The sequence below is a fragment of the Bacillus sp. S/N-304-OC-R1 genome (assembly GCF_019749375.1).
Lineage (GTDB): Bacteria > Bacillota > Bacilli > Bacillales > Cytobacillaceae > Cytobacillus.
In genome coordinates, this window is sequence record NZ_JACWFE010000024.1 from 114,282 (window position 1) to 140,029 (window position 25,748).

At 38.2% G+C, this 25,748-nt stretch carries 20 protein-coding genes and 1 other annotated feature; of the genes, 1 reads left to right on the forward strand and 19 read right to left on the reverse strand.

Features of this window, described 5'->3' with window-relative positions; translation table 11 throughout:
* Positions 1-54: 54 nt before the first annotated feature.
* From H0173_RS19050 to hemA, 9 genes are all read right to left on the reverse strand, one after another.
* Positions 55-2,700: a valine--tRNA ligase gene (locus H0173_RS19050; RefSeq protein ID WP_221848326.1), complete on the reverse strand. Its 2,646-nt coding sequence runs from the start codon at positions 2,698-2,700 to the stop codon at positions 55-57.
* 54 nt (positions 2,701-2,754) lie between these two features.
* Positions 2,755-3,027: a binding site (T-box leader), on the reverse strand.
* A 400-nt stretch (positions 3,028-3,427) separates the two neighbouring features.
* Positions 3,428-4,492 (reverse strand): spore coat protein YsxE, encoded by a 1,065-nt coding sequence (gene ysxE / locus H0173_RS19055; RefSeq protein ID WP_221848328.1) that lies wholly within the window; start codon positions 4,490-4,492, stop codon positions 3,428-3,430.
* Between the two features lie 73 nt (positions 4,493-4,565).
* Positions 4,566-5,714 (reverse strand): stage VI sporulation protein D, encoded by a 1,149-nt coding sequence (spoVID, locus tag H0173_RS19060; RefSeq protein ID WP_221848330.1) that lies wholly within the window; start codon positions 5,712-5,714, stop codon positions 4,566-4,568.
* Positions 5,715-5,862: 148 nt separating this feature from the next.
* On the reverse strand, positions 5,863-7,152 hold the full coding sequence (gene hemL / locus H0173_RS19065) for a glutamate-1-semialdehyde 2,1-aminomutase (RefSeq protein WP_221848332.1): 1,290 nt from the start codon (positions 7,150-7,152) through the stop codon (positions 5,863-5,865).
* A gap of 46 nt (positions 7,153-7,198) precedes the next feature.
* Positions 7,199-8,173 (reverse strand): porphobilinogen synthase, encoded by a 975-nt coding sequence (gene hemB, locus H0173_RS19070; RefSeq protein ID WP_221848334.1) that lies wholly within the window; start codon positions 8,171-8,173, stop codon positions 7,199-7,201.
* Between the two features lie 32 nt (positions 8,174-8,205).
* A complete protein-coding gene (locus H0173_RS19075) occupies positions 8,206-8,985 on the reverse strand; it encodes a uroporphyrinogen-III synthase (RefSeq protein ID WP_221848336.1) in 780 nt (259 codons plus the stop codon).
* The gene (gene hemC, locus H0173_RS19080) at positions 8,982-9,917 is read right to left on the reverse strand and encodes a hydroxymethylbilane synthase (protein WP_221848338.1); all 936 of its coding nucleotides are present in this window, start codon (positions 9,915-9,917) and stop codon (positions 8,982-8,984) included. Before hemC ends, H0173_RS19075 begins: the two co-directional genes overlap by 4 nt.
* 14 nt (positions 9,918-9,931) lie before the next feature.
* Entirely contained in the window at positions 9,932-10,765 is an 834-nt protein-coding gene (locus H0173_RS19085; RefSeq protein ID WP_221848340.1) for a cytochrome C assembly family protein, read from the reverse strand.
* A 14-nt stretch (positions 10,766-10,779) separates the two neighbouring features.
* Complete coding sequence (gene hemA / locus H0173_RS19090; protein ID WP_221848342.1) at positions 10,780-12,126, reverse strand: glutamyl-tRNA reductase; 1,347 nt, start codon at positions 12,124-12,126, stop codon at positions 10,780-10,782.
* 219 nt (positions 12,127-12,345) lie between these two features.
* Between hemA and H0173_RS19095 the strand changes: the two genes are divergently transcribed.
* Positions 12,346-12,831 (forward strand): LiaI-LiaF-like domain-containing protein, encoded by a 486-nt coding sequence (locus tag H0173_RS19095; RefSeq protein WP_221848344.1) that lies wholly within the window; start codon positions 12,346-12,348, stop codon positions 12,829-12,831.
* Between the two features lie 33 nt (positions 12,832-12,864).
* On the opposite strand, the gene H0173_RS19100 is transcribed toward H0173_RS19095, so the two are convergent.
* The 10 genes from H0173_RS19100 to leuD form a co-directional block, all read right to left on the reverse strand.
* Positions 12,865-13,587, reverse strand: coding sequence for an amino acid ABC transporter ATP-binding protein (locus H0173_RS19100; protein ID WP_221848555.1), 723 nt, complete (start codon positions 13,585-13,587; stop codon positions 12,865-12,867).
* 33 nt (positions 13,588-13,620) lie between these two features.
* Positions 13,621-14,268: an amino acid ABC transporter permease gene (locus H0173_RS19105; RefSeq protein ID WP_221848346.1), complete on the reverse strand. Its 648-nt coding sequence runs from the start codon at positions 14,266-14,268 to the stop codon at positions 13,621-13,623.
* A 147-nt stretch (positions 14,269-14,415) separates the two neighbouring features.
* Positions 14,416-15,198 carry a transporter substrate-binding domain-containing protein gene (locus H0173_RS19110; protein WP_221848348.1) on the reverse strand — a complete coding sequence of 261 codons (783 nt, stop codon included), beginning with the start codon at positions 15,196-15,198 and terminating at the stop codon, positions 14,416-14,418.
* Positions 15,199-15,503: 305 nt separating this feature from the next.
* Positions 15,504-16,085 carry a ribosome biogenesis GTP-binding protein YihA/YsxC gene (gene yihA / locus H0173_RS19115; RefSeq protein ID WP_221848350.1) on the reverse strand — a complete coding sequence of 194 codons (582 nt, stop codon included), beginning with the start codon at positions 16,083-16,085 and terminating at the stop codon, positions 15,504-15,506.
* Positions 16,082-18,409 (reverse strand): endopeptidase La, encoded by a 2,328-nt coding sequence (lon, locus tag H0173_RS19120; RefSeq protein WP_221848352.1) that lies wholly within the window; start codon positions 18,407-18,409, stop codon positions 16,082-16,084. The genes yihA and lon overlap by 4 nt, the downstream gene beginning before the upstream one ends.
* A gap of 609 nt (positions 18,410-19,018) precedes the next feature.
* A complete protein-coding gene (gene lonB / locus H0173_RS19125) occupies positions 19,019-20,686 on the reverse strand; it encodes an ATP-dependent protease LonB (protein ID WP_221848353.1) in 1,668 nt (555 codons plus the stop codon).
* A gap of 161 nt (positions 20,687-20,847) precedes the next feature.
* Entirely contained in the window at positions 20,848-22,113 is a 1,266-nt protein-coding gene (gene clpX / locus H0173_RS19130) for an ATP-dependent protease ATP-binding subunit ClpX (RefSeq protein ID WP_221848355.1), read from the reverse strand.
* A 448-nt stretch (positions 22,114-22,561) separates the two neighbouring features.
* Positions 22,562-23,845, reverse strand: a complete 1,284-nt coding sequence (gene tig, locus H0173_RS19135) for a trigger factor (protein ID WP_221848357.1) — start codon at positions 23,843-23,845, stop codon at positions 22,562-22,564.
* 162 nt (positions 23,846-24,007) lie between these two features.
* Complete coding sequence (locus H0173_RS19140; protein ID WP_221848359.1) at positions 24,008-25,036, reverse strand: tetratricopeptide repeat protein; 1,029 nt, start codon at positions 25,034-25,036, stop codon at positions 24,008-24,010.
* Between the two features lie 106 nt (positions 25,037-25,142).
* The gene (gene leuD / locus H0173_RS19145) at positions 25,143-25,736 is read right to left on the reverse strand and encodes a 3-isopropylmalate dehydratase small subunit (protein WP_221848361.1); all 594 of its coding nucleotides are present in this window, start codon (positions 25,734-25,736) and stop codon (positions 25,143-25,145) included.
* Between the last annotated feature and the right edge of the window lie 12 nt (positions 25,737-25,748).

Consider the following 25,748-nt stretch of genomic DNA (forward strand, 5'->3'; position numbering starts at 1 on the left):
TAGCACGATGAAGACGAACCCACCAACTGGATTCGCCTTCATCTCTTTAAAAAATTATTCCCCTTTTAATTCTTTAATCCGTGCTTCTACTGCAGCTCTCTTTTCAGAGTAATCCGCTTCTTTTGCTTTTTCTTCTTCAATTACTTTTTCAGGAGCTTTTTTGACAAAGCCTTCATTGCTTAATTTCTTTTGAACGCGTTCTACTTCTTTGTTTAATTTATCCCATTCTTTCTGCAGACGTGCTATTTCTTCCTCGATGTTAATTAATCCTTCAAGCGGCAGAATAATTTCTGCGCCTGTCACGATTGAAGTCATTGCTTTATCTGGTGTTGCTGCATCAGTGGCAATTGTTAACTCTTCCGGATTACAGAAGCGTTCAATGTAGCCGCTGTTATTTTCAAGTGTTGTAAGAATAGATCCGTCTTTTGCTTTTAATATCATTTTAATTTTCTTGCTCATTGGTGTATTTACTTCTGCACGGCTGTTACGAACAGAACGAATAATTTCAACTAACAGCTTCATTTCACCCGCAGCCTGATGGTCCGTATATTCTGGATTCACTTTCGGCCAATCTGCAACTGTAATCGATTCGCCTTGATGAGGAAGGTTCTGCCAAATTTCCTCTGTAATGAACGGCATGAATGGGTGTAATAGTCGCATTGTGTTGTCTAAAACATATGCTAGGATAGAGCGTGTTGTTTTCTTAGCCCCTTCATCTTCCCCGTATAGCGGAAGCTTCGCCATTTCGATATACCAGTCACAGAAGTCATCCCAGATAAAGTTGTAAAGAACACGGCCAACTTCGCCAAATTCATAACGGTCAGATAATCTTGTTACGGTTTCAATTGTTTCATTTAATCGAGTTAAAATCCATTTATCAGCAACTGATTTTTCGCCAGTTAAATCGATTTCATCATAAGTTAATCCAGCCATATTCATTAGAGCAAAACGTGATGCATTCCAAATTTTGTTCGCAAAGTTCCAAGTTGCTTCAACCTTTTCCATGCTGAAACGTAAGTCATGGCCTGGAGAGCTTCCTGTTGATAAGAAGTAGCGTAGAGAATCAGCTCCGTACTTATCAATAACATCCATTGGATCTACACCGTTGCCAAGAGATTTACTCATCTTACGGCCTTCTGCGTCCCTAACTAGACCGTGAATTAGAACGTCATTAAATGGTCTTTGTCCAGTAAATTCAAGACCTTGGAAAATCATCCGTGATACCCAGAAGAAAATAATATCATAGCCTGTAACTAGACAAGCTGTTGGGTAATAACGTTTGAAATCAGCCGATTCAACATCCGGCCAGCCCATCGTCGAGAACGGCCATAGAGCTGAACTGAACCATGTATCTAAAACGTCTTTATCCTGCTCCCAATTCTCGATATCTTCTGGTGCCTCTTGTGCTACATATACTTCACCAGTTTCTTTGTGATACCAGGCTGGAATACGGTGACCCCACCATAGCTGACGTGAAATACACCAGTCACGGATATTTTCCATCCAGCGAAGATACGTATTTTCGAATCGATCTGGGACAAAGTTTACTTTTCCTTCAGCAGATTGAAGGGCAATCGCTTTATCAGCTAATGGCTGCATTTTTACGAACCATTGAGTTGAAAGATAAGGCTCTACAACTGCTCCGCTTCGTTCTGAGTGACCAACTGAATGCATATGCTCTTCAATTTTGAACAGGACACCTTGTTCCTGTAGATCTTTCACAATTTGCTTACGGCATTCGAAGCGGTCCATGCCTTGATATTTCCCAGCTTTTTCATTCATTGTGCCATCTTCATTCATCACAAGAACGCGTTCAAGATTGTGGCGATTTCCAATTTCAAAGTCATTAGGATCATGTGCTGGAGTAATTTTTACTGCTCCTGAACCGAATTCCATATCTACATAATCATCGCCAACGATTGGAATCTCACGTCCCACAATCGGAAGCTTAACAGTTTTACCGATTAAATGCTTGTAACGGTCATCCTCAGGGTGAACAGCAACTGCTGTATCACCTAACATCGTTTCAGGACGTGTAGTTGCAATTTCGATATGCCCTGTTCCGTCTGCAAGAGGGTATCTCATATGATAAAATGCACCTTGAACATCTTTATGAATAACTTCGATGTCAGAAAGGGCTGTTTTTGTAGATGGATCCCAGTTAATGATGTATTCACCGCGGTAAATAAGGCCTTTATTATATAGCGAAACAAACACTTCACGAACAGCCTTTGATAATCCTTCATCAAGTGTAAAGCGCTCACGTGTAAAATCTAATCCAAGTCCAAGCTTTGACCATTGCTGCCGGATATGGCTTGCGTATTCCTCTTTCCATTTCCATGTTTCTTCTACAAATTTCTCACGGCCTAAATCATAGCGGCTTTTGCCTTCGCTGCGAAGTTTTTCCTCAACCTTAGCTTGTGTAGCAATCCCAGCATGGTCCATTCCTGGAAGCCATAGAACATCATAGCCCTGCATGCGCTTCATACGCGTTAAAATGTCTTGAAGAGTTGTATCCCATGCATGACCTAAGTGGAGCCTTCCTGTAACGTTTGGCGGCGGAATAACAATTGTATAAGGCTGCTTATCCGCATCATCTTTCGCCTCAAAAAATTTCCCTTTTAACCACCAATCATAGCGTCCCTGTTCAATTGTTTGGGGATCATATTTAGTTGGCATTGTTAATTCATTTGCTTCCATCTAAATTCCTTCCTTTCATACCTTTACTGAAAAACAAAAAAACCCCACTCGTCTTAAAAGGACGAATGGAGTATGCTTCGCGGTACCACCTTTTTTTCAGTCATAATTGGATTTGCTAGCCAAAATAAATAAAAGCCTGCACTCTCAAATTGACTGACTCTTAACTAGATAACGGATTTCCCGTCTTTCACTACTTGAATAGACATTCTTTCGCAAAAGAAGCTCAAGGGCGACCTTCCAACAGTTCTGCTTAGAAAACCTTTCAGCTAATGGTTTTCCTCTCTAAAAGCAAATGGCAGTTGTACTCTTCCCTATCACAGCTGTTCATTTATATATTCAATATAGTACCTAATAAATAGGCGTAACGTCAATCATTATTCCCATTTATTCATTATATTATCCGAATTTGTAAAAGTGGTGCTTTGTAAATTAGTTTTTTATATCCCATTCTAAATAATAGGCACTTGAGGAGGGGGTAACACATAGAATGATATGAGAAAAGTTTTGAAAGGGGCATGTAACTTGAAAAGAAGGTACAATCCTCATACACTGCCGCCATGGTTGAGAACGATTAGAGGGGCTTGCTCCCAGTTTATTATTCCTTTTTGCTGTTTCCAGGGAATACGTGTCATTATTTTTCCAACTACCTTTGATGTACTGTTCCTTTTCGTCTTAGTATTTCTTGCTGTTGCTTTTTATCTTAAATATATTTAAGCCCAAAATTAAATTAATTTTGGGCTCCTCCTTGTTGTTCTTCTTGAGCTTGTGCCTGTAGCTTTGCTTCTTGCTTTTGCCGCTCGATTTCCTCCATCCTGCTCAATACATACTCCGTGTTTTTTAACAGCCAATATTGCTTTTGGTAGTGGTGCAGAATCTTTCGTTCATTATGGCTATACGGATTTTTAAAATATGTTTCCGCTGCACGAACAACAGCTCCCGGGTGAGCAAAATAACTTTGGAATAAAAGCATCTCATCATCTCTTAACGGAAAATATTTTAAATACGTATAGATCCACTCAATGCACTCTTCCGATCTTTTTGGATAGGTCTTTAAAGTTCGGGATAAAAACGGCAGCAAGTCATGCAGGGGAGAACCTTCCTTCGCCCGTTCAAAATTAGAAAAATAGCCATAGCCTCTATCATCATATAAAAAATGATCTGTGGAAATTTTGCCATGCACAGTAACAATTCGTGCCTTTTCATGGTCTTTTGTTTTTTCGTACCAATCCTTCAGCTTATTTATTGAATAATTTAATGCCATGCTAATATCGTTATAAGAAAGCACAAACATTAATTCAAACGGGGACAAATATTCTCTCAGTTCACAAGCCTCCATAAAACCTGTCAAAAATTCCTGTTCTTTTTCTCTCTCCAACAGTGTTTTCTCATAATGCTCTGACCGATCCTCTTTACTAATTTTTATTTCGCTTGCCGATAATGTATGAAGCCTTGCTAGTTCACGAAAGAGCTGATGGTGACGTTCATAGCTTATTTCGTTTATTTCATTTATTAGCCATGGCATAAGATAATAAAGTTCATTTTCATGCAATACGGCATATCTGCCATCCAATGTTGGAAAAATCGGGACAATCCTGTTATACCCTTTTTGGTACAAGGATTGAACATATCTAACAAATTCTCCCCCTTGCTTGGGATCTATCTTCTTTAAGGCAAAGACACCTTTATTCGAATAGATTTTTTGGACTTTTCCTAAATCCTCTACAAAATTCGGTTCAACTCCATAGTGCCTCAATATCGGGGCTACCCTTTGTAATCGATTCTGTTCATACATAGAATCAACTCACTTTCCTTATAAAAGAAAAACTGAGCAGGTTTCCGTTTACCTGCCCAGCCTGTATTTAATATTATTTAGCGGGAACAGCAGCTGGGATATATAAAACCTGCCCCTCATATAAATCTTGGGTCGTTTCTAATTGATTTACACTTAATAAGCGATGAACAGGGATATCATATCGTTCTGCAATAATATCGACAGTATCGCCGCTCTGGACTATACATACTTTTAATCTAGCTACATTATCCTCTGTCTTTCGGGCAAAAAATTCGGTTAACGTCATGCTTTTCTTTTTAAAAAGGCTTTTCTTCTTCTTTTCAACAGTTGCCTCCTCTTTCACATCATGGTCAGGAGACTCTTCTGAACTAGATTCTTGTTCCATTTCCACTTCTACCTCTACTTCAACTTCTACTTCATGTTCTTGAACTACGCTTTTTTCCATTTCAGGCATAGCGAATAACTCTTTTCCAGATGGAGGAGATTTCTCACCGCGTTGTGCAGAGAAAGAAATTTCCGGCTGTATATCAGCATGATTCACATCCTCGTACTCCACATTAATTTCTGATTTTCTCTCAGTCTCTAATGTTTCATTTTGTTGTTTTCGGGCTTCCGCTTTAAATGGAACAAAGATCGGGTCATTATACTGTTCTTCAACTGAATCGTTCAGATCGTTCATATTATCCTCTTGAGTGCTCAAATTCCAATTGATTTCAGGAGTTGCCTCTTCTGAATAGTAGACAGGCTCTGATTCTACTTCTTCTGTTTCTGCCTGTACTGAAGATTGTCGCTCTTCCTCATAAAGACCGGATATCGTTAAATTTGCGGTCAGCTTCAAGCAACTTCTCTCAGGAAAAACATAATCAAAGGATTCTACTAAAACATCAATATCTTGAATACTTGAAATTCTATTTTTCGGTATCGTTATGTCTACTGGAAAGAAATGATTAAATTCACATACGCCCCCATCTCTTTCTTCTACAACTTGAATAAACTTTGGAGCAGCAAAAGTATCCTCTTGTTCTAAATCATTTGACTCGTATCGTTTATATTCACCTGATAGCTCGAGTGCTCCCTGAATGGTTACATATTGATCATTTTCTTGAATTAGAATGTCTGGATCAAGGGAAATGGAAATTAAATCAGATACTTCCTGTCCTTTTTGAAACCATACTGATTCCTCTAAAGAAAATCGTAAGCACGATGGATTTCCTTGAGACAAAGCGACTCCTCCTTTCATAACCTCACGTTTAATCACTATGTCATTTACACTTTATGAGAAGGTTAATTTTTTTATGATTGAAAATAGCAATGCTCTAGAAAAAAGAAAATAAAAAACACCCATCTGTTAAGATGAGTGTCAGAATAATTTATCCTCTAAGCTTTGAAAAAGCAATGTCAACTGCTTGAATTGTTTTTTCAATATCTTCATCACTATGTTCAGTAGATAAAAATAGTCCTTCGAATTGAGAAGGCGGAAGGAATACTCCCTGGTTAGCCATTTCTCTGTAATAAGCAGCAAAGTAATCAAGATTAGAAGTTTTTGCTTTGTCAAAATTGATAACATCTTCATTTGTAAAGAAGAAGCCAATCATTGAGCCTGCACGATTAAATGTGTGCGGAATGTCATATGTTTCAGCAGCCTTTTTAATGCCTGCCTCTAAAAGATCGCCTTTGCGCTGGAATTCCTTATAGGAGTCTGGAGTCAGCCCACTTAATGTTTCATAGCCTGCAGTCATCGCTAAAGGATTTCCAGACAGTGTTCCAGCCTGATAGATCGGACCGCTTGGCGCAATCTGTTCCATAATTTCTGCTTTTCCGCCATATGCACCAACAGGAAGTCCTCCGCCAATTACTTTACCTAAGCAAGTAATGTCTGGAGTCACATTATAATAGCCTTGAGCGCAGTTGTAATCAACTCGGAAGCCCGTCATTACTTCATCAAAAATTAATAAGGCGCCATATTGAGTTGTAATCTCTCTCAAGCCTTCTAGGAATCCAGGTAGAGGAGGAACAACCCCCATGTTTCCAGCTACAGGCTCTGCAATAATACAAGCAATATCTTCACCAAATTGTTCAAACGCGTATCTTACACTTTCAAGATCGTTATAAGGTACCGTAATTGTATTCTTTGCTACACTCTCTGGAACCCCTGGACTATCAGGCAGTCCTAGTGTTGCAACTCCGGAACCGGCTTTGATTAGAAGGGAGTCCCCATGTCCATGATAACAGCCTTCAAATTTTAAGATTTTATTACGTCCTGTATAACCGCGAGCTAGTCTTAACGCACTCATTGTTGCTTCTGTGCCTGATGACACCATACGAACGATTTCTATTGAAGGAACTCTTTCCTGAACAAGTTTAGCCAGCTTATTTTCTTGTACAGTTGGTGCTCCAAAGCTTGTTCCCATTTCAGCAACCTTTTTAATAGCTTCAACGACTTGATCATTCGAATGTCCTAAAATAAGTGGACCCCATGATAATACGTAATCAATATATTCATTGCCATCAATATCATAGATTTTGGATCCTTTACCTCTTTCCATAAAAATCGGATCCATTTTGACCGATTTAAACGCACGTACTGGAGAGTTCACCCCTCCTGGCATTAATGTACTTGCTTCTTTAAAAGCCTGAATGGATTTTTCGTAAGAGCGCATGTAATCCCTCTTCTCATTTTTAATGTAATCAATTCTTGTTATATTATTAATTTCTCAGCCATCTAGCTGCGTCTTTTGCATGGTACGTAATGATTAAATCACAGCCGGCACGCTTCATGCCTAGTAGCATTTCCATGACAATTCGTTCTTCATCAATCCAGCCGTTTTGTGAAGCAGCTTTGACCATTGAATACTCCCCGCTCACATTATAAATAACGATAGGCAGGTTAATATTGTTTTTCACGTCACGAACAATATCAAGGTAAGGCATACCTGGTTTTACAATAATAAAATCGGCGCCTTCCATTAAATCTGACTCTGCTTCACGCAGTGCTTCCATACGGTTTGCCGGATCCATTTGGTATGCTTTGCGGTCCCCAAATTGCGGTGTGCTGTCAGCCGCATCACGGAATGGACCATAAAATGCTGATGCATATTTCACTGCATAAGACATGATTGGCACATATTCAAATCCAGCTTCATCTAATCCAGCACGGATTGCAGCCACAAATCCATCCATCATATTAGAAGGAGCGATAATATCAGCACCTGCTTTTGCTTGGCTGACAGCCGTTTGAACTAGTAATTCCAATGAAGCATCATTTAAAACTTGTCCATTTTCAATGACGCCGCAGTGGCCATGGCTTGTATACTCACATAGGCATGTATCCGCAATAACAATCACTTCCGGGAATTTTTCTTTAATGTATCTAGTTGCTTCCTGAACAATCCCATGATCATGATAAGCTTGCATTCCGCACTCATCTTTTTCAACTGGAATTCCGAAAAGCAGCACAGACTTGATCCCTAGTGAAACAACCTCATTCATTTCTTCCTCTAAATGATCAAGAGATAAATTATAAATTCCTGGCATAGAAGGAATTTCTCTTTTAATGTTTTGACCCTCAGCTACAAAAATTGGGTAAATAAGGTCATCTGTTGTTAAACGATTTTCACGGACGAGCGCTCTCATGTTTGGAGTTTGACGAAGTCTTCTATGACGTGCAAATTGAATATCCATTTTGTTCACTCCTAATGTTAATTAATAAAAGCTTATTTCTTTTGCAAATACTCTATTATACTTTCTAGCATATGATCTACGGTGTATGTTTTCGGTTCGCAATGAACATCAAGCCCGTACGACTTAATTCTATCTTTAGTGATAGGTCCGATACAACTTATGACACTATTTTTCAGTTTCTCAAAAAGATTGTTCTCTATTATTACTTTCATAAAATGATCAACTGTAGATGGACTTGTAAAAGTAAGAACATCTATTGCACTTTCAGAAAAAGCCTCAATTATCTTCCTTCTGCTTTCATCAGGAAAGTAAGTTTCGTATATAATAACCTCATCGACAATCGCGCCTTTTTCTGTCAAAACTGAATAAATGATATTTCTTGCCAAATTTCCTTTAGGAATTAAGATCTTCATCCCAGCTTGGACATTCGGCAGAAAATCTTCAATAAACCCTTCAGCCACAAATTCCGTTGGAATAAAATCCACATGGATTCCAGCTTCTTGCAGACATGCTTCTGTTTTCTTGCCAATTGCCGCTATTTTCGGGAGATTTTCTTTTTGTGAACTATCTATCAAAGATAGAAAAGTGTCAACCGTAATATTACTTGTGAAAATAATCCAATCGTATATATGTAGCTCATTAATGATTCTAGTGATCTCTTTTACAGCATCAACGGCCTTAAAGGCTATGAGAGGAATTTCAATTGGAATTCCTCCATAGCCTTTTATCATATTTGAAAAGGCATTAGCTTGCCCTTTTCCTCTAGGAACTAAAACCGACAATCCCCTTAAAGGATGGGCAGGACCGATCATTCTCCGTCCAGCTCCTCTTTTACCTTATCAATCAATTCTTTGGCGCCTTGTTTAATTAGGCGGCTAGCCGCTTCATTTCCGATTTCCTCAGGATTGCTGCCTGTTACTTGTTCAGAATAAATAATCTTTCCATCCGGAGACCCAACGAGACAAGTAAGGACAATCTCATCCTTCTCGTTCATTTCAGCATACCCAGCAATAGGCACCTGGCAGCCTCCCTCCATTTTATGAAGGAATGCTCTCTCAGCCCTTACTGTTGCATCCGTTTTCTTACAAGTAAATTGATCTAGCAAGCCACGCAGTTCTTCATCATCATTACGGCATTCAATTGAAAGAGCTCCTTGCCCAATCGCAGGAAGACAAATATCCGGATCTAAAAATTCAGTCACGACATCACTAGCCCAGCCAAGTCGCTTTAATCCTGCTGCCGCTAAAATAATAGCATCATATTCATCAGATTCAAGCTTCGCTAGTCTCGTATCAATATTTCCTCTAATCCATTTGATTTCAATATCTGGGCGGCGTGCCAGCAGCTGAGCTGCTCTTCGAAGGCTGCTTGTGCCGATCACTGCTCCTGGTTTAAGGTCAGAAAAACGAATATGGTCTTTAGAAATGAGAGCATCACGATGATCTTCTCTTTCAGGTATACATCCAATAATAAGTCCTTCTGGAAGAACAGCTGGCATATCCTTCATACTGTGAACAGCCATATCAATTTCTTTATCCAGCATAGCCTGCTCAATTTCCTTTACAAACAATCCTTTTCCGCCGACCTTAGAAAGCGTCACATCTAATATGCGGTCCCCTTTCGTAACGATTTCCTTTACCTCGAAATCAAAGGATGGATCAATTGCCTTCAACTGATCAATAACCCAGTTTGTTTGTGTTAATGCGAGTTTACTTCTGCGAGAACCTACGATAATTTTTCTCATGACAGCCTCCTAATTTACGAATACCAGAAATGGAAAGATGATAGTGAACCAAATAGAAAGAAATTAATTAAAACGATTAGAAAAGAAGCAACATTCCAAAGTGCTAACTGCTTCCCAGTCAAACCTTTGCCTACCTTTAAATAAAGAAAGATGCTGTAAACAGCAATAACTACAAATGAGCCAATTACTTTAGAATCATACCAAATCATATGAGGAACTTTAATGTAAGCCCACTGCAAGCCAAGAATTAAGCTGATCATTAGCATAGGAACACCAATAACAATTAACACGTAAGACAATTTGTCCAGCTTAGAAAGGTCTGCCAGTCGCAGTAGTCGCGTTCCCCATTTTTTTCTTTTCAAAAGGTCGTATTGAATTAAATATAATACGGAAAAAACAAAAGACAAAGAAAAAGCACCGTAAGACAAAATGGCTACTGTAATATGTATAAGAAGCAATTCAGAAATGAGCTTCTGTGCCATCACATTTGACTCATATTGAACTGGGGCAAATGTGTGAATAGCCATAATGATAAATCCTAAAACATTAGTGAAGAAAACAATAAAATCTATTCGTAAAAAACGGTTAAGGGCTAGTGATAATGTGATCAGCACCCAAGCATAAAAATACAATCCTTCAAAGATCGTCAGGACAGGAAATCTACCCGTTTTTTTCATATAGAAAAATAAAAAAACTGTTTGTAAAATCCATACAAATGCAAGTAACCAGAAGGCCACTCGGTTAGCCTTCCGGTTATGGTGTAAGAAATCAATAAAGTATAACAAGACGCTTAAGGCATATAGTACGACAGTAGCTTCATGCAGCCGTGTCATATAAATATCAAACATAGTCAGTACTCCTGTTATGATTGAAAGGAAGCCTGTGACATGTGAGCGACAGTACTTTGTTGTTCAGCTATTGCTGGATTCTTTCGCTCGGAAACAAGTTCTTCGATATTAAAAATTTTCACAAATAGATCTAATGCCTTGTCAGCATCTTTGCCTCCAGCCATTTCCTTTGCTTGTAAAATAGGGTCTTTTAATAGCTGGTTAATAATACTCTTCGTATGCTTACTTAACACTTTCTTTTCACGGTCACTTAAGTTTGGCAGTTTTCTCTCAATGCTTACCATTGTTTCAGCCTGAATGGCCAGTGCCTTTTCCCTTAAAGCAGAAATAACCGGAACGACTCCAAGTAAATTCAGCCATTGTTTAAATTCTGTAATTTCCTGTTCAATCATCAGCCCAATTGCTTCAGCAGCTTTTTTCCGTTCTTGAAGATTTGCTTCCACAATTCCTTCAAGATCATCAATATCATATAAGAAGACGCTGTCTAAATCTGCAAGGGCTGGATCTAAATCGCGCGGTACAGCGATATCCACCATAAACAATGGCTTCCCTTTTCGCATTTTTTCAACGGCTGTCATCATTTCTTTCGTAACAACAAAGTCTTTCGCTCCAGTTGAGCTAATAAGAATGTCTGCCTCGACAAGAGAACATTGAAGCTCTTGAAGAGTTTTAGCTTGACCTGCATATCGGCCAGCTAAATCCTGAGCCTTTTCAAAGGTACGGTTAATTACCGTTACTTTACTTGCTCCATTCGCGTGCAGGTTTTGAATTGCAAGCTCACCCATTTTTCCTGCTCCAAGGATAAGAACATGCTTATTATCTATCGAGCCAAAGATTTTCTTCGCTAATTCTACAGCTGCATAACTGACAGAAACAGCATTTGCTCCAATCTCTGTTTCAGAATGAGCACGCTTCGCAAGCGTAATTGCCTGCTTAAATAACTGATTAAACACAGTTCCAATCGTATTATCTTCCTGTGCCTGCAGAAAGCTTGTCCGGACTTGTCCTAAAATTTGCGTTTCCCCAAGAATCATCGAGTTCAGTCCACAAGAAACATTTAATAAATGCTCAATAGCCCCATCCTGTTCATAAATAAACAAATATGGAGAGAACTCTTCTTTCTCTATATTAAACCACTCTGATAAAAATTCTTTAATATAGTAACGGCCTGTATGAAGCTGATCAACAACCGCATAGATTTCAGTCCGGTTACATGTAGACAAAATAACATTCTCCAAGATGCTTTTTTTATTCTTTAACGATTTCATTGCATCTGATAACTGAGAAGGATTAAACGTCAGTCTTTCCCGAATTTCAACAGGGGCTGTTTTATAATTTAGACCAACAACTAATATATGCATTTAAAATGACACCCCCAAATTAATTGCACAATGCTATCTTAATTGTAACACTTAATTACTACTATATTTATACGTAAATGTGAACAGATCTTGAACTCCTATGATAAAATATACATTGAATTCAAACCTGTAAATTTCCATTCGACAAAATACTTCCTTATGTACATTATCAAATATTACTAATAGATTCAAGTGAACCTTTATGGAAGAGGTGTAAATGTGAAAAATCAGAGAATATTCCCTGGAATTATCCTTATTGGCTTTGGAGCCTACTTCTTTCTTCAGCAATCTAATATTACTGTTTTTCAAGCGTATCTTACATGGCCAAGCCTATTAATGATAATTGGGGTCGCTTTTTTATTTCAAGGCTATGGGGCAAAGGATTATCAGGCTATTTTGCCTGGAGTTATTTTAACTGGGTTTGGCCTTCACTTTCATGTCGTTAATCGTCTTGATATTTGGCCGGATCATATCGGGACATTCATATTAATAATTGCACTTGGATTTTTACTTCAGTATCAAAAGACAAGATCCGGACTATTTCAAGGGCTATTATTTTTAATCCTTGCATCCTTGCTTCTATTTTATGATCGAGTCATTGGCTGGTTTGGTTTATTAGAAACAGGGGTGTCTGCTGCATGGAAGTTTTGGCCGGCCATTTTTATCCTCGCTGGCGCCTACTTTCTCTTTATTAAAAAGAAATAAGAGGACAAGGTTATTATTCCCTGTCCTCTCTGTTTATAATACTGAATCCAAAAAGAGTTTTGTTCTTGTCTCTTTAGGGTTAGAAAATAGTTCCTTCGGATGTCCTACTTCGACAATTCTTCCTTCATGCATATAGACAGCCCAATCAGCTACCTCCCTTGCAAAACCCATTTCATGAGTTACAACTACCATCGTCATTCCTTCATGAGCGAGCTCCTTCATTGTAGCAAGAACCTCACCAACCAGCTCTGGATCGAGTGCTGATGTAGGTTCATCAAATAGCATGATTTCCGGCTTCATCGCTAATGCCCTAGCTATTGCCACACGCTGTTTTTGACCTCCTGACAATTTAGAAGGATATACATTCTCTTTATCTGAAAGCCCTACTTTTCTAAGCAGCACTTTTCCTTCCTCTATCGCCAGTTCTTTTGAAATTTTTTTCACGTGAATTGGCGCCTCAATAACGTTCTCAAGCACTGTTTTATGAGGAAATAAATTAAAATGCTGAAAAACCATGCCAACTCTTGCCCTCACCTTATTTAAATCATGTGTGTCTTTCTCAATTTGCTCCCCGCCTATTATTACTTTACCGCTATCCTTTAACTCTAAAAAATTGATGCAGCGAAGGAGCGTACTCTTACCTGATCCGCTAGCCCCGATTAAGCAAACTACTTCACTTTGCTTTACTGTCATATCAACATCTTTTAATACATGTAAATTACCAAATGATTTATTTAGCTTTTCTACACTTATCATCACATTATCACCCATACTCGAAAGCCTCCTTTCTTAGTCACTGCTAGCCATTTTCTTTTCAATGAGCCTTACAATAATGGAGAAGAATAAGACTAATATTAAATAGTAAACAGCGACAATGAGCAGGTAGCTCATATAATCATATTTAATAGAGCCTTGTGTTGTGGCCACATTAAACAGTTCGTACATTCCAATAAATGAAGCAAGCGAAGAATCCTTTAACGCAATAATAAATTGATTCCCTAGAGGCGGCAGCGCTCTCCGAATGGCTTGCGGAAGAATAATTCTTCTCATAGCCAGTCCCACTGTCATTCCGAGAGATCTCCCAGCTTCCATTTGTCCATGATCAACAGATTGGATAGCCCCTCGGAAAATTTCAGCAATATAGGCTCCGTTGTGGAAGGCCAATCCTAGCACAACCGCCCAGAAGTCTGGCATATTAATGGATGTTAAGCCAAAGTAGAATATAAAAATTTGAACTACAAGCGGGGTTCCACGAACAAGGAAAATATACGCATCCGCCACTAATTCGAGTATTCGTATTTTAGAAATTTTTAAAAAGGCGAAAAAGAGGCCGATAAAGATGGCTATAAATATGGAGATAATGGTTAGCTGAAAGGTGAGAACCATTCCTTTTAAAAATATGGGGTATGTGTCTATAAATTTAGTTAATAAATCCATAGGCTTTCCTCCTTTTTATATGAGATTAATAAAAAGAGGATGACTTATAAAGTTCAGTCCTGCACCGTACATTGTATAAGGGTGAAAAGTATATACAATATAAGGTTTTAGGGTCTGTCTTTATGGATTGAAGTCATCCTCGCTCGTTTATTCTTTTTCTGGATCTTTCGTGATATCTTCACCGATATATTTTTTACTAATTTCAGTCAATGTCCCATTCTCATGTAATTTCTTAAGGGCCTCATTAATCTTTGCTAGCAGTTCTTCATTTTCTTTTGCAACGGCAATTGCTTGTTCGCTCTTTCCAAGCAATTCCTTTCCAACTATTTTCATCCCGGCACCAATAGCCTCTTTACCAGTAATAAAATCCGTAATAACTGCATCATGCTTACCTTTGCTTAATGCCTCTAATGCTACTACATCACTATCATAAAACTTAATATTATCCGTGACAGGCTGAGCTACATCCGCATACGTTGTTCCTTTCGCTACTGCAACTTCTAATCCTTTTAAATCATCTATCGTTTCCACACTGCTATCTGGACGTACATAGATTTGCGGACCGGAATAATAGTAAGGAATGGAGAAGTTAACTGCTTGCAGCCGCTCTTCTGTTATCGTATGACTCGCAACAGCTGCATCAAAACGGCCAGATTTAACGCCTTCAACAATTCCGCCAAATTTAAACTTTTTCTGTACCGGTTCCAATCCAAGCTCTTTCGCAATAGCTTCTCCTACTTCAATATCGAAACCACTCATCGTTCCATCAGCATTTGTCACACTGAATGGATTAAATTCTCCAGAAGAAGCATAGATAAATTTCCCTTCCTCTACTAGCTTGAAGCCACCCTTCGAAGCTTCCTTTGCCCCGCAAGCAGCAAGAACAATTATAGAAATAAGCAAGAGTAATCCTTTCCATAAATACCTCACTATCAAAACTGCCCCCTTTTGTATTCCCTAATTTTTATTACTAATTACCTTAACATATGAGATGAATTTTCCCAAAATTCATATTTTATGTTAAATAGTTATCTAGTGGACTATTATTGCCTCACGCTTAATGACCTGTCATATGCTCCAAATTGATAAAGAATCCTCTATCGTCCTCTTGATTCCCGTTGTTCCGACAAAGTATTTAGCAAAACTATAAAAATTTTAAAGTGTTAATCTCGCTTTTTTTCGATTAGGAGATTTGACAAAAAAATCCCGTTGCGTTCAAGCAACGGGATAAAAGGTTACATATAGCTTTGAAGTACGGACCACGCTTCATCCTTCCCTTGTCCAGTTTCAGACGAAAAGAGGATTAAGTGATCATTTGGATCAAGATCCAGCGTTTCCTTTGTTATTTTGATATGCTTTTGCCATTTTGATTTTGGTACTTTATCAGCCTTTGTTGCAATGATGATGCATGGAATTTCATAATGCTTTAAAAAGTCATACATCATAATATCATCCTGTGTCGGGGGATGACGCAAATCTACAATTTGCACAACAGCTTTTAGCTGCTCTCTGCTCGTTAAGTATGTTTCAATCATTTTGCCCCAGGCTTCTCGTTCCTTTTTCGAAACCTTTGCATAGCCATAACCCGGGACATCAACAAAATGCATCATTTCATTAATTAAGAAGAAGTTTAATGTTTGAGTTTTCCCTGGCTTTGATGAAGTTCTTGCCAAAGCCTTTCGATTTAACATTTTATTGATAAAGGAAGACTTCCCAACATTGGATCTCCCAGCTAAAGCAAACTCAGGTAAAGCCTCACCTGGATATTGGTCAGGCTTTACCGCACTAATGACGATATCTGCTGAAGTTACTTTCATGCTTGAACACCGCCAGTCAATGCATGTTTTAATACTTCATCTACATGGGAGACAAGAACAAATTCCAGCTCGCCACGAACACTTTCAGGGATATCATCAATATCCTTCTCATTATCCTTTGGAAGAATGATCTTCGTTAACCCCGCACGGTGTGCACTTAATGTTTTCTCTTTAACGCCGCCAATTGGAAGAACGCGGCCTCTCAATGTAATTTCTCCAGTCATGCCAACCTCTTTCCGAATACGTTTACCAGATAGAGCGGATACTAGTGCCGTTGCAATTGTAATACCAGCTGATGGCCCATCCTTTGGCACTGCACCTTCTGGAACGTGAATGTGAATATCATACTTTTCATGGAAGTCTTCTTCAATACCCAATTCATTTGCTTTGGAACGAACATAACTGAAAGCAGCTTGTGCTGATTCCTTCATGACATCCCCAAGCTTACCTGTAAGAACAAGCTTGCCTTTGCCTGGTGAAAGAGAGACTTCAATTTGAAGAGTATCTCCGCCAACCGTTGTATATGCAAGACCAGTTGCAACTCCCACTTGATCCTCAAGTTCAGCTTGCCCATAACGATATAAAGGCTTTCCTAAAAAGTCTTCTACATTTTTCTCTGAAATAATAACTTTCTTTTTCTCACCTGACACAATAATTTTTGCTGTTTTCCGGCAAATTGTCGCTAATTGACGTTCTAGACTTCGAACACCTGCTTCTCTCGTATAATAGCGGACAATTTTTTGGATTCCGTCCTCTCGAATTTGAAGCTGAGATTTTGAAAGACCATGCTCTTTAATTTGCTTCGGGAATAAATGATCTTTCGCAATATGAATTTTCTCCAGTTCTGTATAGCCAGCAATCGTAATAATCTCCATCCTGTCACGAAGAGGACCAGGAATCGTCGCTAAATTATTAGCTGTGGCGATAAACATTACTTTCGAAAGGTCATAAGTTTCTTCTATATAGTGGTCACTAAAATTATGGTTTTGCTCTGGATCTAAAACTTCAAGCATCGCAGCAGATGGATCTCCACGAAAATCACTGGACATCTTGTCTATCTCATCAAGTAAAAATACTGGGTTGATCGTGCCGGCCTTTTTCATGCCTTGAATAATACGCCCTGGCATAGCTCCAACATAAGTTCTTCTATGACCGCGAATTTCAGACTCATCACGTACACCGCCCAGAGAAATACGGACAAAATTTCTATTAAGAGATGTAGCAATAGAACGAGCGAGACTCGTTTTACCCACACCTGGAGGGCCAGCTAGACATAGAATTGGTCCCTTTAATGAGTTTGTCAATTTTTGAACGGCTAAATATTCAAGCACTCTTTCCTTCACTTTTTCAAGACCATAATGGTCTTCATTCAGGATGCGTTCTGCTTTGTGAATATTTAAATCATCCTCAGTCGCCTTACTCCAAGGAAGTGAAACAAGCCATTCAATATAATTGCGGATTACGCCGCTTTCTGCAGAGCTTGAAGGAATTTTTTCATAACGATCAAGCTCCTTTAACGCAGTTGTTTTGACTTGTTCCGGCATACCTGCTTTTTCGATTTTTTCAGTCAAATCAGCAATTTCGCCTGTTTTTCCTTCCTTGTCACCAAGCTCTTTTTGAATGGCCTTCATCTGCTCACGTAAATAATACTCTTTCTGAGTGCGTTCCATCGATTTCTTTACGCGCTGCCCAATTTTCTTTTCTAAATTTAATACTTCTTTTTCATTATGAATAATTTCGATAATTCGATTCATTCTTTCTTTGACATCGAAGGTTTCTAATATGTCTTGCTTTTCTTTTAGTTTTAAAGGCAGGTGTGAGGCAATAATGTCTGCCATACGCCCTGGCTCTTCAATATCAGAAACAGCTGAATAAGTTTCGGCTGATACTTTTTTCGATACTTTTATGTATTGTTCAAAGTATTCTAGCATTGTTCTCATTAATGCCTGATCTTCTACATCCTTTTCTGTTTCCTCTTCAAATACTTCGATTTTTACAGCATAATGGTCTTGATTCTCTTCAAACTCAAGTATTTGCGCTCTTTTTAATCCTTCAACTAATACCCGAATTGTCCCATTAGGAAGTTTTAACATTTGTTTTACACGAGTTAGTGTGCCAATATTGTATAAATCTTCTTCAACTGGCTCATCTATTGATATTTCCTTTTGTGTAGTCAGGAAAATTAAATGGTCTTCTACCATCGCATTTTCAAGGGCCTGTACCGACTTTTCACGTCCAACATCTAAATGAAGGACCATTGTAGGGTAAACAAGCAAACCCCGAAGCGGCAGGAGGGGGACGATGATATCTTTCTTTTTCGCCATAACCAGAAGCACCTCCAAATACTTATCTTATTATTAGCATCAAATTTGCTAATATTTTCTTTGTACAATTCTAACTTATTTATGTGACAGTGTCTAATTTGAAAAGCAAGAGCGGCTTTTATTGTCGTTAAGTGATTTGATAATATGACAGTCATTTGTGCAAAGATGGACATTTCAACAGATGAATATCCTTTGTGACGGACAACTCTCTCACTTTGTTGGCTATAGTTGGCCGTCATTTCTCTTTTGACGGACATCTCTATCGCTTTTTTGACTCTAGTTGACCGTCATTCCTCTTTTGACGGACATCTCTGTCCCTTTTTTGGCTCTTGTTGGCCGTCATCCGCCTTCTGACGGACATCTCTGTCCCTTTTTTGGCTCTTGTTGGCCGTCATCCGCCTTCTGACGGACTTCTCTACCGCTTTTTTGGCTCTTGTTGGCCGTCATCCGCCTTCTGACGGACTTCTCTATCGCTTTTTTGACTCTTGTTGGCCGTCATCCGCCTTCTGACGGACTTCTCTACCGCTTTTTCGGATCTTGTTGGCCGTCATCTTAACATAAATAAAACTTCGGCTTTTATGCGAGAAACAATAAGCCGAAGTTCACCATCTAGATGCTTTCCTTTTTCGCTAATTCGATTGAAGCAGTGATGGATTGTTCTCGATGAAAGTTTTTAATAACCGCAAGCTCAAAAACCTCATTCAAATGGCTTACAGGAATAATGTTAATTCCGGTGATTTCATTTAAAATCGACTGCATATTCTCCTTAGGAATAATAACCGTTTTGGCACCAGCTTTTTTTGCAGCTTTGACCTTCGGATATACACCGCCAACCGGTTTAACATGCCCATGAATACTAATTTCACCAGTCATTGCAACCGTATGATCAATCGGGAATTTATAAATAGCTGAATAAATACCGGTTGCCATAGCAATTCCCGCTGAAGGGCCATCAATTGGAATGCCTCCTGGAAAATTCACATGAATATCATAATCGTTTGCCGGCACTCCCATGGACCGAAGAACCGTAATAACATTTTCAATAGAACCTCTTGCCATACTTTTTCTGCGGATCGATTTTCCTTGTCCTCCAATGCTTTCCTCTTCTACAATCCCAGTAATATTTATACTTCCCTTTTCCTTTGCTGGAATTACCGTTACTTCAATTTCTAGGAGAGCACCTGAATTTGGACCATATACTGCTAAACCATTTACCAAGCCGATTTCAGAATGATGGTTTATTTTTCTCTCCATTCTAGGCGATAATTGACTGGATTGGATGACCCATTCTAAATCTTCATCTTTTATGTAATTTCGATTCTCAGTAATAGCAAGTCCTGCTGCAATTTGAATTAGATTAACTGCCTCGCGGCCATTTTTTGCATAGGAGGCAAGGGTACTTAGCCCGTTTTCACTAATAGAAAGTTTAACTTTATCTGCTGCGTTTTTTGCTACTGCTGCAATTTCCTCTTCATCCAGCTCCCTGAAAAACACTTCCATACATCTTGAGCGAATAGCTGGAGGAATCTCACTTGGTGTTCTTGTTGTCGCTCCAATTAATCTAAAGTCAGCTGGCAACCCGTTTTTAAAAATATCATGAATATGACTTGGAATTTGCGTATTTTCCTCATTATAATATGCACTTTCCAAAAATACTTTCCGGTCCTCTAATACTTTTAATAATTTATTCATCTGGATAGGATGGAGCTCTCCAATTTCATCAATAAAAAGGACACCGCCATGTGCATTCGTAACAGCTCCTTGTTTCGGCTGAGGAATCCCCGCTTGTCCCATTGCTCCGGCACCTTGATAAATAGGATCGTGAACAGAGCCGATAAGCGGGTCTGCAATGCCTCTTTCATCGAAACGGGCTGTCGTTGCATCCAGTTCAATAAATACAGAGGACTGTTTAAATGGAGATTTTGCTGTTTTTTTCGCTTCTTCCAGCACCAATCTAGCTGCTGCTGTTTTCCCAACTCCCGGCGGTCCATAAATAATAACATGCTGCGGATTTGGACTGCATAAAGCTGCTTTTAACGATTTTATTCCATCCTCTTGGCCGACAATGTCTGTAAAGCTAGATGGACGAACTTTCTCTGCTAAAGGCTCAGTTAAAGAGATGGATCTCATCTTTTTTAATTGGTCCATTTCTTTTCTAGATTCTCTATCAATTGAGACTTTTTGTGTACGCTGATTTTTAAGCAAATTCCAGAAATAAAGACCAATCACGATACCAAAAAACAATTGAATAAATAAGGCGATCCCCGTCCAACTCATACTTTTCCCTCCTGCAATCTAGTTCTCGTTGATATATGCTAGTATCTCCCTGACTAGGTTGGAATAAACAAGAATTTCATGTAAAAAGCTGGAGGGATTTTCATAAAATATATGACTTTTTAATCAAAAAAGCCAAACCATAAAGGCTTGGCTAATCTTCATTATGCAGATGTTTTTGTTTCTTCTTTTACAATTGTACCGTCTTCAAGGATAAGTTTTGGTGATTTATTATCAGTAACTGTTTCCTTTGTAATGATACACTTTTTAATATCGTCGCGAGAAGGAAGATCAAACATAACATCGAGCATGATTCCTTCAATAATGGAACGAAGTCCACGTGCCCCTGTTTTACGCTCTATAGCCTTCTTCGCAATTTCAACTAGCGCTTCTTCCTCGAATTCAAGCTCTACATCATCAAGCTCAAGCATTTTTTGATATTGCTTTACTAATGCATTCTTTGGTTTTGTCAGAATTTCAATTAATGCTTCCTCATCAAGTAAGCCTAAGCTTGCAATGACCGGAAGACGTCCAATAAATTCTGGAATTAATCCAAATTTCAAAAGATCCTCTGGTAGAACCTTAGTTAGTAATTCTTTTTGATCTACTTCAGTTTCTTTTGTTGTTGAACCAAAGCCAATGACCTTTTGGCCTAAACGGCGCTTAATGATTTGTTCAATTCCGTCAAACGCACCACCACAAATAAATAAAATATTGGTTGTGTCAATTTGAATGAATTCTTGGTGCGGATGCTTTCTGCCGCCTTGAGGTGGAACACTTGCCACTGTTCCTTCTAGGATTTTTAATAATGCTTGCTGTACACCTTCTCCAGATACATCTCTTGTAATGGATGGGTTTTCAGACTTACGAGCCACTTTATCGATTTCATCAATATAGATAATGCCTTTTTCTGCTTTTTCAACATCATAATCAGCAGATTGAATAAGTTTTAATAAAATATTTTCAACATCTTCACCTACATAGCCCGCTTCTGTTAAGGAAGTAGCATCTGCAATTGCAAATGGCACATTTAAAATACGCGCTAATGTTTGAGCAAGTAATGTTTTTCCGCTTCCTGTCGGTCCGATCATACAAATATTACTTTTGAAAAGCTCGACATCATCAATTTTGCTGTTGGAATTGATGCGCTTATAATGATTATATACTGCTACAGATAGTGATTTCTTTGCCTGATCTTGACCAATGACATATTCATCTAAAATGTCACGGATTTCAGATGGTTTGGGAACATCTTTAAACTCAACTTCTTCTTCAGTTCCAAGTTCCTCTTCCACAATTTCTGTGCAGAGCTCTATACACTCATCACATATATATACACCTGGACCTGCAACAAGCTTGCGTACTTGGTCCTGAGTTTTTCCACAGAAAGAACATTTTAATTGTCCTTTTTCATCACTAAATTTAAACAAATCCTTCACCCCTCGAAAAACTTCATATCATTTTAAATCTTTCGAATCATATACAAACAGTTACGTATTCTTATCTTTTTATATGTATTGCATTGTAACACATTTTCACAATGGACAGGAAATGAAAACACTTATAAACCAGTTGGCTCGACTTATGCTTGTCGCGGCAGGGCAGTCGGCTCCGCTTTTCTTATATGTATGTCTGTTTGCATAGAGGATTCACATATTACTTAAAAAAATTATATTCCCAATAAACTAAGCTTAACCATTATTGATTAAATTAAATCGGTAGAAATTACCTAAATCACTCATATGTAAATAAAAAGAAGTGTCACCGCGGTTGAAATTTTTATGTATGTATGAAAGTTTATTGTATAAAACAAGGCACGATAAACTCGCGCCTTGTTCATTTATGTTTTCTTAATATGGTTTTTCAACTAAAAAGATATTAGATAGTTTTGCTGTTTTCAACTAGGAAATCAACAGCTTTTTTAATTTGAAGATCAGCTTTAAGGCCTTCTAAGCTTCCTAGAGCTTTTTGAATGCTTTCTACTGACATGTTGTACATTTCAGCCATTTTGTTAAGCTCAGCAGTTACTTCTTCATCTGTTACTTCGATGTTTTCAGCTTTCGCAATTGCTTCAAGAGTTAAGTTAACACGTACGCGATTTTCAGCTTCTTCTTTCATTTGACCGCGTAATGCATCTTTATCTTGACCTGAGAATTGGAAGTAAAGATCAAGGTTCATTCCTTGCATTTGCAGACGCTGATCGAACTCATTCACCATACGATCAAGTTCTGTATCAATCATAGCTTCAGGAAGATCGATTTCAGCATTCTTTGTAGCTTTTTCAACTACAGTATCTTGAACAAAATGCTCTGCTTCATGCTTTTTGCTTTCTTCTAAGCGTGCTTTGATTTTTTCTTTAAGAGCATCTAAAGATTCAACTTCTTCATCTACTTCTTTAGCAAACTCATCATCTAGAGCTGGAAGTTCTTTTGTTTTGATTTCGTGAACAGTTACTTTGAATACTGCAGGCTTGCCAGCTAGTTCAGCAGCATGATATTCTTCTGGGAATGTTACTTCAACATCCTTTGCTTCTCCAGCTGCAGTACCAACTAATTGCTCTTCGAATCCTGGAATGAATTGACCAGAACCAAGTTCAAGAGAGTAGTTTTCAGCCTTTCCGCCTTCAAATGCTTCCCCATCAACAAAACCTTCAAAGTCTAGAACAACTGTATCGCCATTTTCAGCTTTGCCTTCTTCTTTCACAACTAGCTCAGCTTGTTTTGCTTGCATAGATGTAAGCTCGTTGTTAACATCTTCTTCTGTTACTTCTGTTTCGAATTTTTCTACTTCAATACCTTTATATTCGCCAAGCTTTACTTCTGGCTTTAAAGTAACCTTTGCAGTAAAAATAAAGCTCTTGCCCTTTTCGATTTGCTCTACATCGATTTCTGGACGATCTACTGGCTCAATACCAGTTTCTTCAATTGCACTTGCATATGCTTCAGGCAGTAAGAAATCAACTGCATCTTGGTAAAGTGCTTCTACACCAAAACGCTTTTCAAACATGCCACGAGGCATTTTCCCTTTACGGAAACCAGGAACATTAATTTGTTTAACTACCTTTTTGAATGCAGCGTCTAAACCTTCGTTTACTTTTTCTGCATCTACTTCAACTGTAAGAACACCAAGGTTCCCTTCTAGCTTTTCAAATTTAGCAGACATATAATTATTTCCCTCCAAAAAATCTATTGTCATTTCATTCGTAACGAATTGGTATTGATACAGCTCGTTTTCCAAGCATTATCATTTTTTTACACAATAAATACCATTTACATATACAACCATTATATTATAACATACAGGCCCAAGCTTTCAACAATGAAGCTAATAATTTGAGGATGAAATTTCTTCTATTTTCATTAAAAAAGCCTCTGCTTCACTAATTTCTTTTTCTTGCACGTTATACCTTTTGGAGAGCTCTCTCTTTGATTGTTGAACGCCATGATAACTTGCAGCAAGACTGTGGTATGCCGCACTCCAAACCTCTTCAGAAAAAGGCTTGAGCTTAAATGGATACAAAATAAATAAATGCCTCTCTATCAAACTTTTTATGTGATTATAAAAGATTGGATCTTCATGTTCTAATTCATTTCTGACGATTTCAAGCAATTTAATTATTTGCTCGTTATTATGAACATCCTCAAGTTTTGATGGAATAACAGACATCTTTTCACCAAGCTTTTGTACGATAGTTTTTTTATCATACTCATGTTGGGTTAACACATTCAGAAGCATCGTTTTAAAAAAAGGCTCGCCTTCACTACATTCTAAATATGTCAGTATCTCATTCATAAAAGGTCTAATATTTCTTTTCATAAGCCCTGTAGCCATTTGAATTTGCTCATGCTGATCATGGATGGAAAATAGGTCTATCTCCATATTCAGAGATTCCTCTTCATGAATGTTCTCCTTTTCATCCTCGGGTGCTGATTCAGCCATTCTTTTGCTAAACTGAAGCATCCGGGTAAAATGCTCCATTTTATCGAAAGGTATTTCTTTTTCTTCTATTAATACTTCAATGGTTTTTACAATTTCGTCATATTGATGCAATTGCACAAGAATCATTAAGTATAAATCAATAATTTGAATATAGTCCCCAAGGCCCTTTTGGAGCATACAGTTTGCGAATTCCTTTGCTTTTAATAATTGCCCCGATTCAAAATAAGCAAGGACTAGTCCTATATGTATTTCTTCATTTTCTTGTTCTAACTTCATTGCCTCTTCAAGATAATCAATAGCCTCTCGAAACCTCTTATTCTGTAAGCTTTCAAGTCCTTTTTCCATGAGTCTTTTTTCCAGATCGGGAAAAAGAATAATTTTTTCGTTCAGTTTTTTCCGATCTTTTTTCTTCATAATTTGTCACGCCACTTTTCATTTTGTTATTTTGAAGTTAGTGTAGCATGCTTAAAATGAAAAAACAAAAAGATTCACAGAAAGAAGACTGTGAATCTTATGTTTTTTACTGAACAAGCTCCTTCGACTTTTCATACTCAGAAATTTTTTCATCCAGCTGAAGTGTAATTTCAATTTCATCCCAGCCGTTCATCAGCATCGTTTTCCAGTATGTATTTACCGGAAATTTAGTAGTGAAGCCTTTTTCATCAGATACCGTCTCTTGTTCCAAATCAATTTTCAACTCGTATGGCTGATTTTTGGCTTGCTCTAATAAATAAGAAACTTCTTCTGCTTTCAATTCAATAGGAAGTATTCCATTTTTCAAGCAGTTTTGATGAAAAATATCTGCAAAGGAAGGTGCGATCAATACTTTAAAGCCAAAGTCCATTAACGCCCAAGGTGCATGTTCCCTAGATGATCCACAACCAAAGTTTTCATTGGCAATTAAAACTGAAGCTCCCTGATTTTCCGGACGGTTCAATTCGAATTCCGGGTTAGGCTCTCCGTCTTTAGTGAACCGCCAGTCATAGAATAGAAACTCTCCAAAACCAGTTTTTTCAATTCGTTTTAAAAATTGCTTTGGTATAATTTGATCTGTATCAACGTTTGCACGGTCAAACGCAATTGCTTTTCCTTGTAAAACTTTAAAACCACTCATTCGATTTCCCTC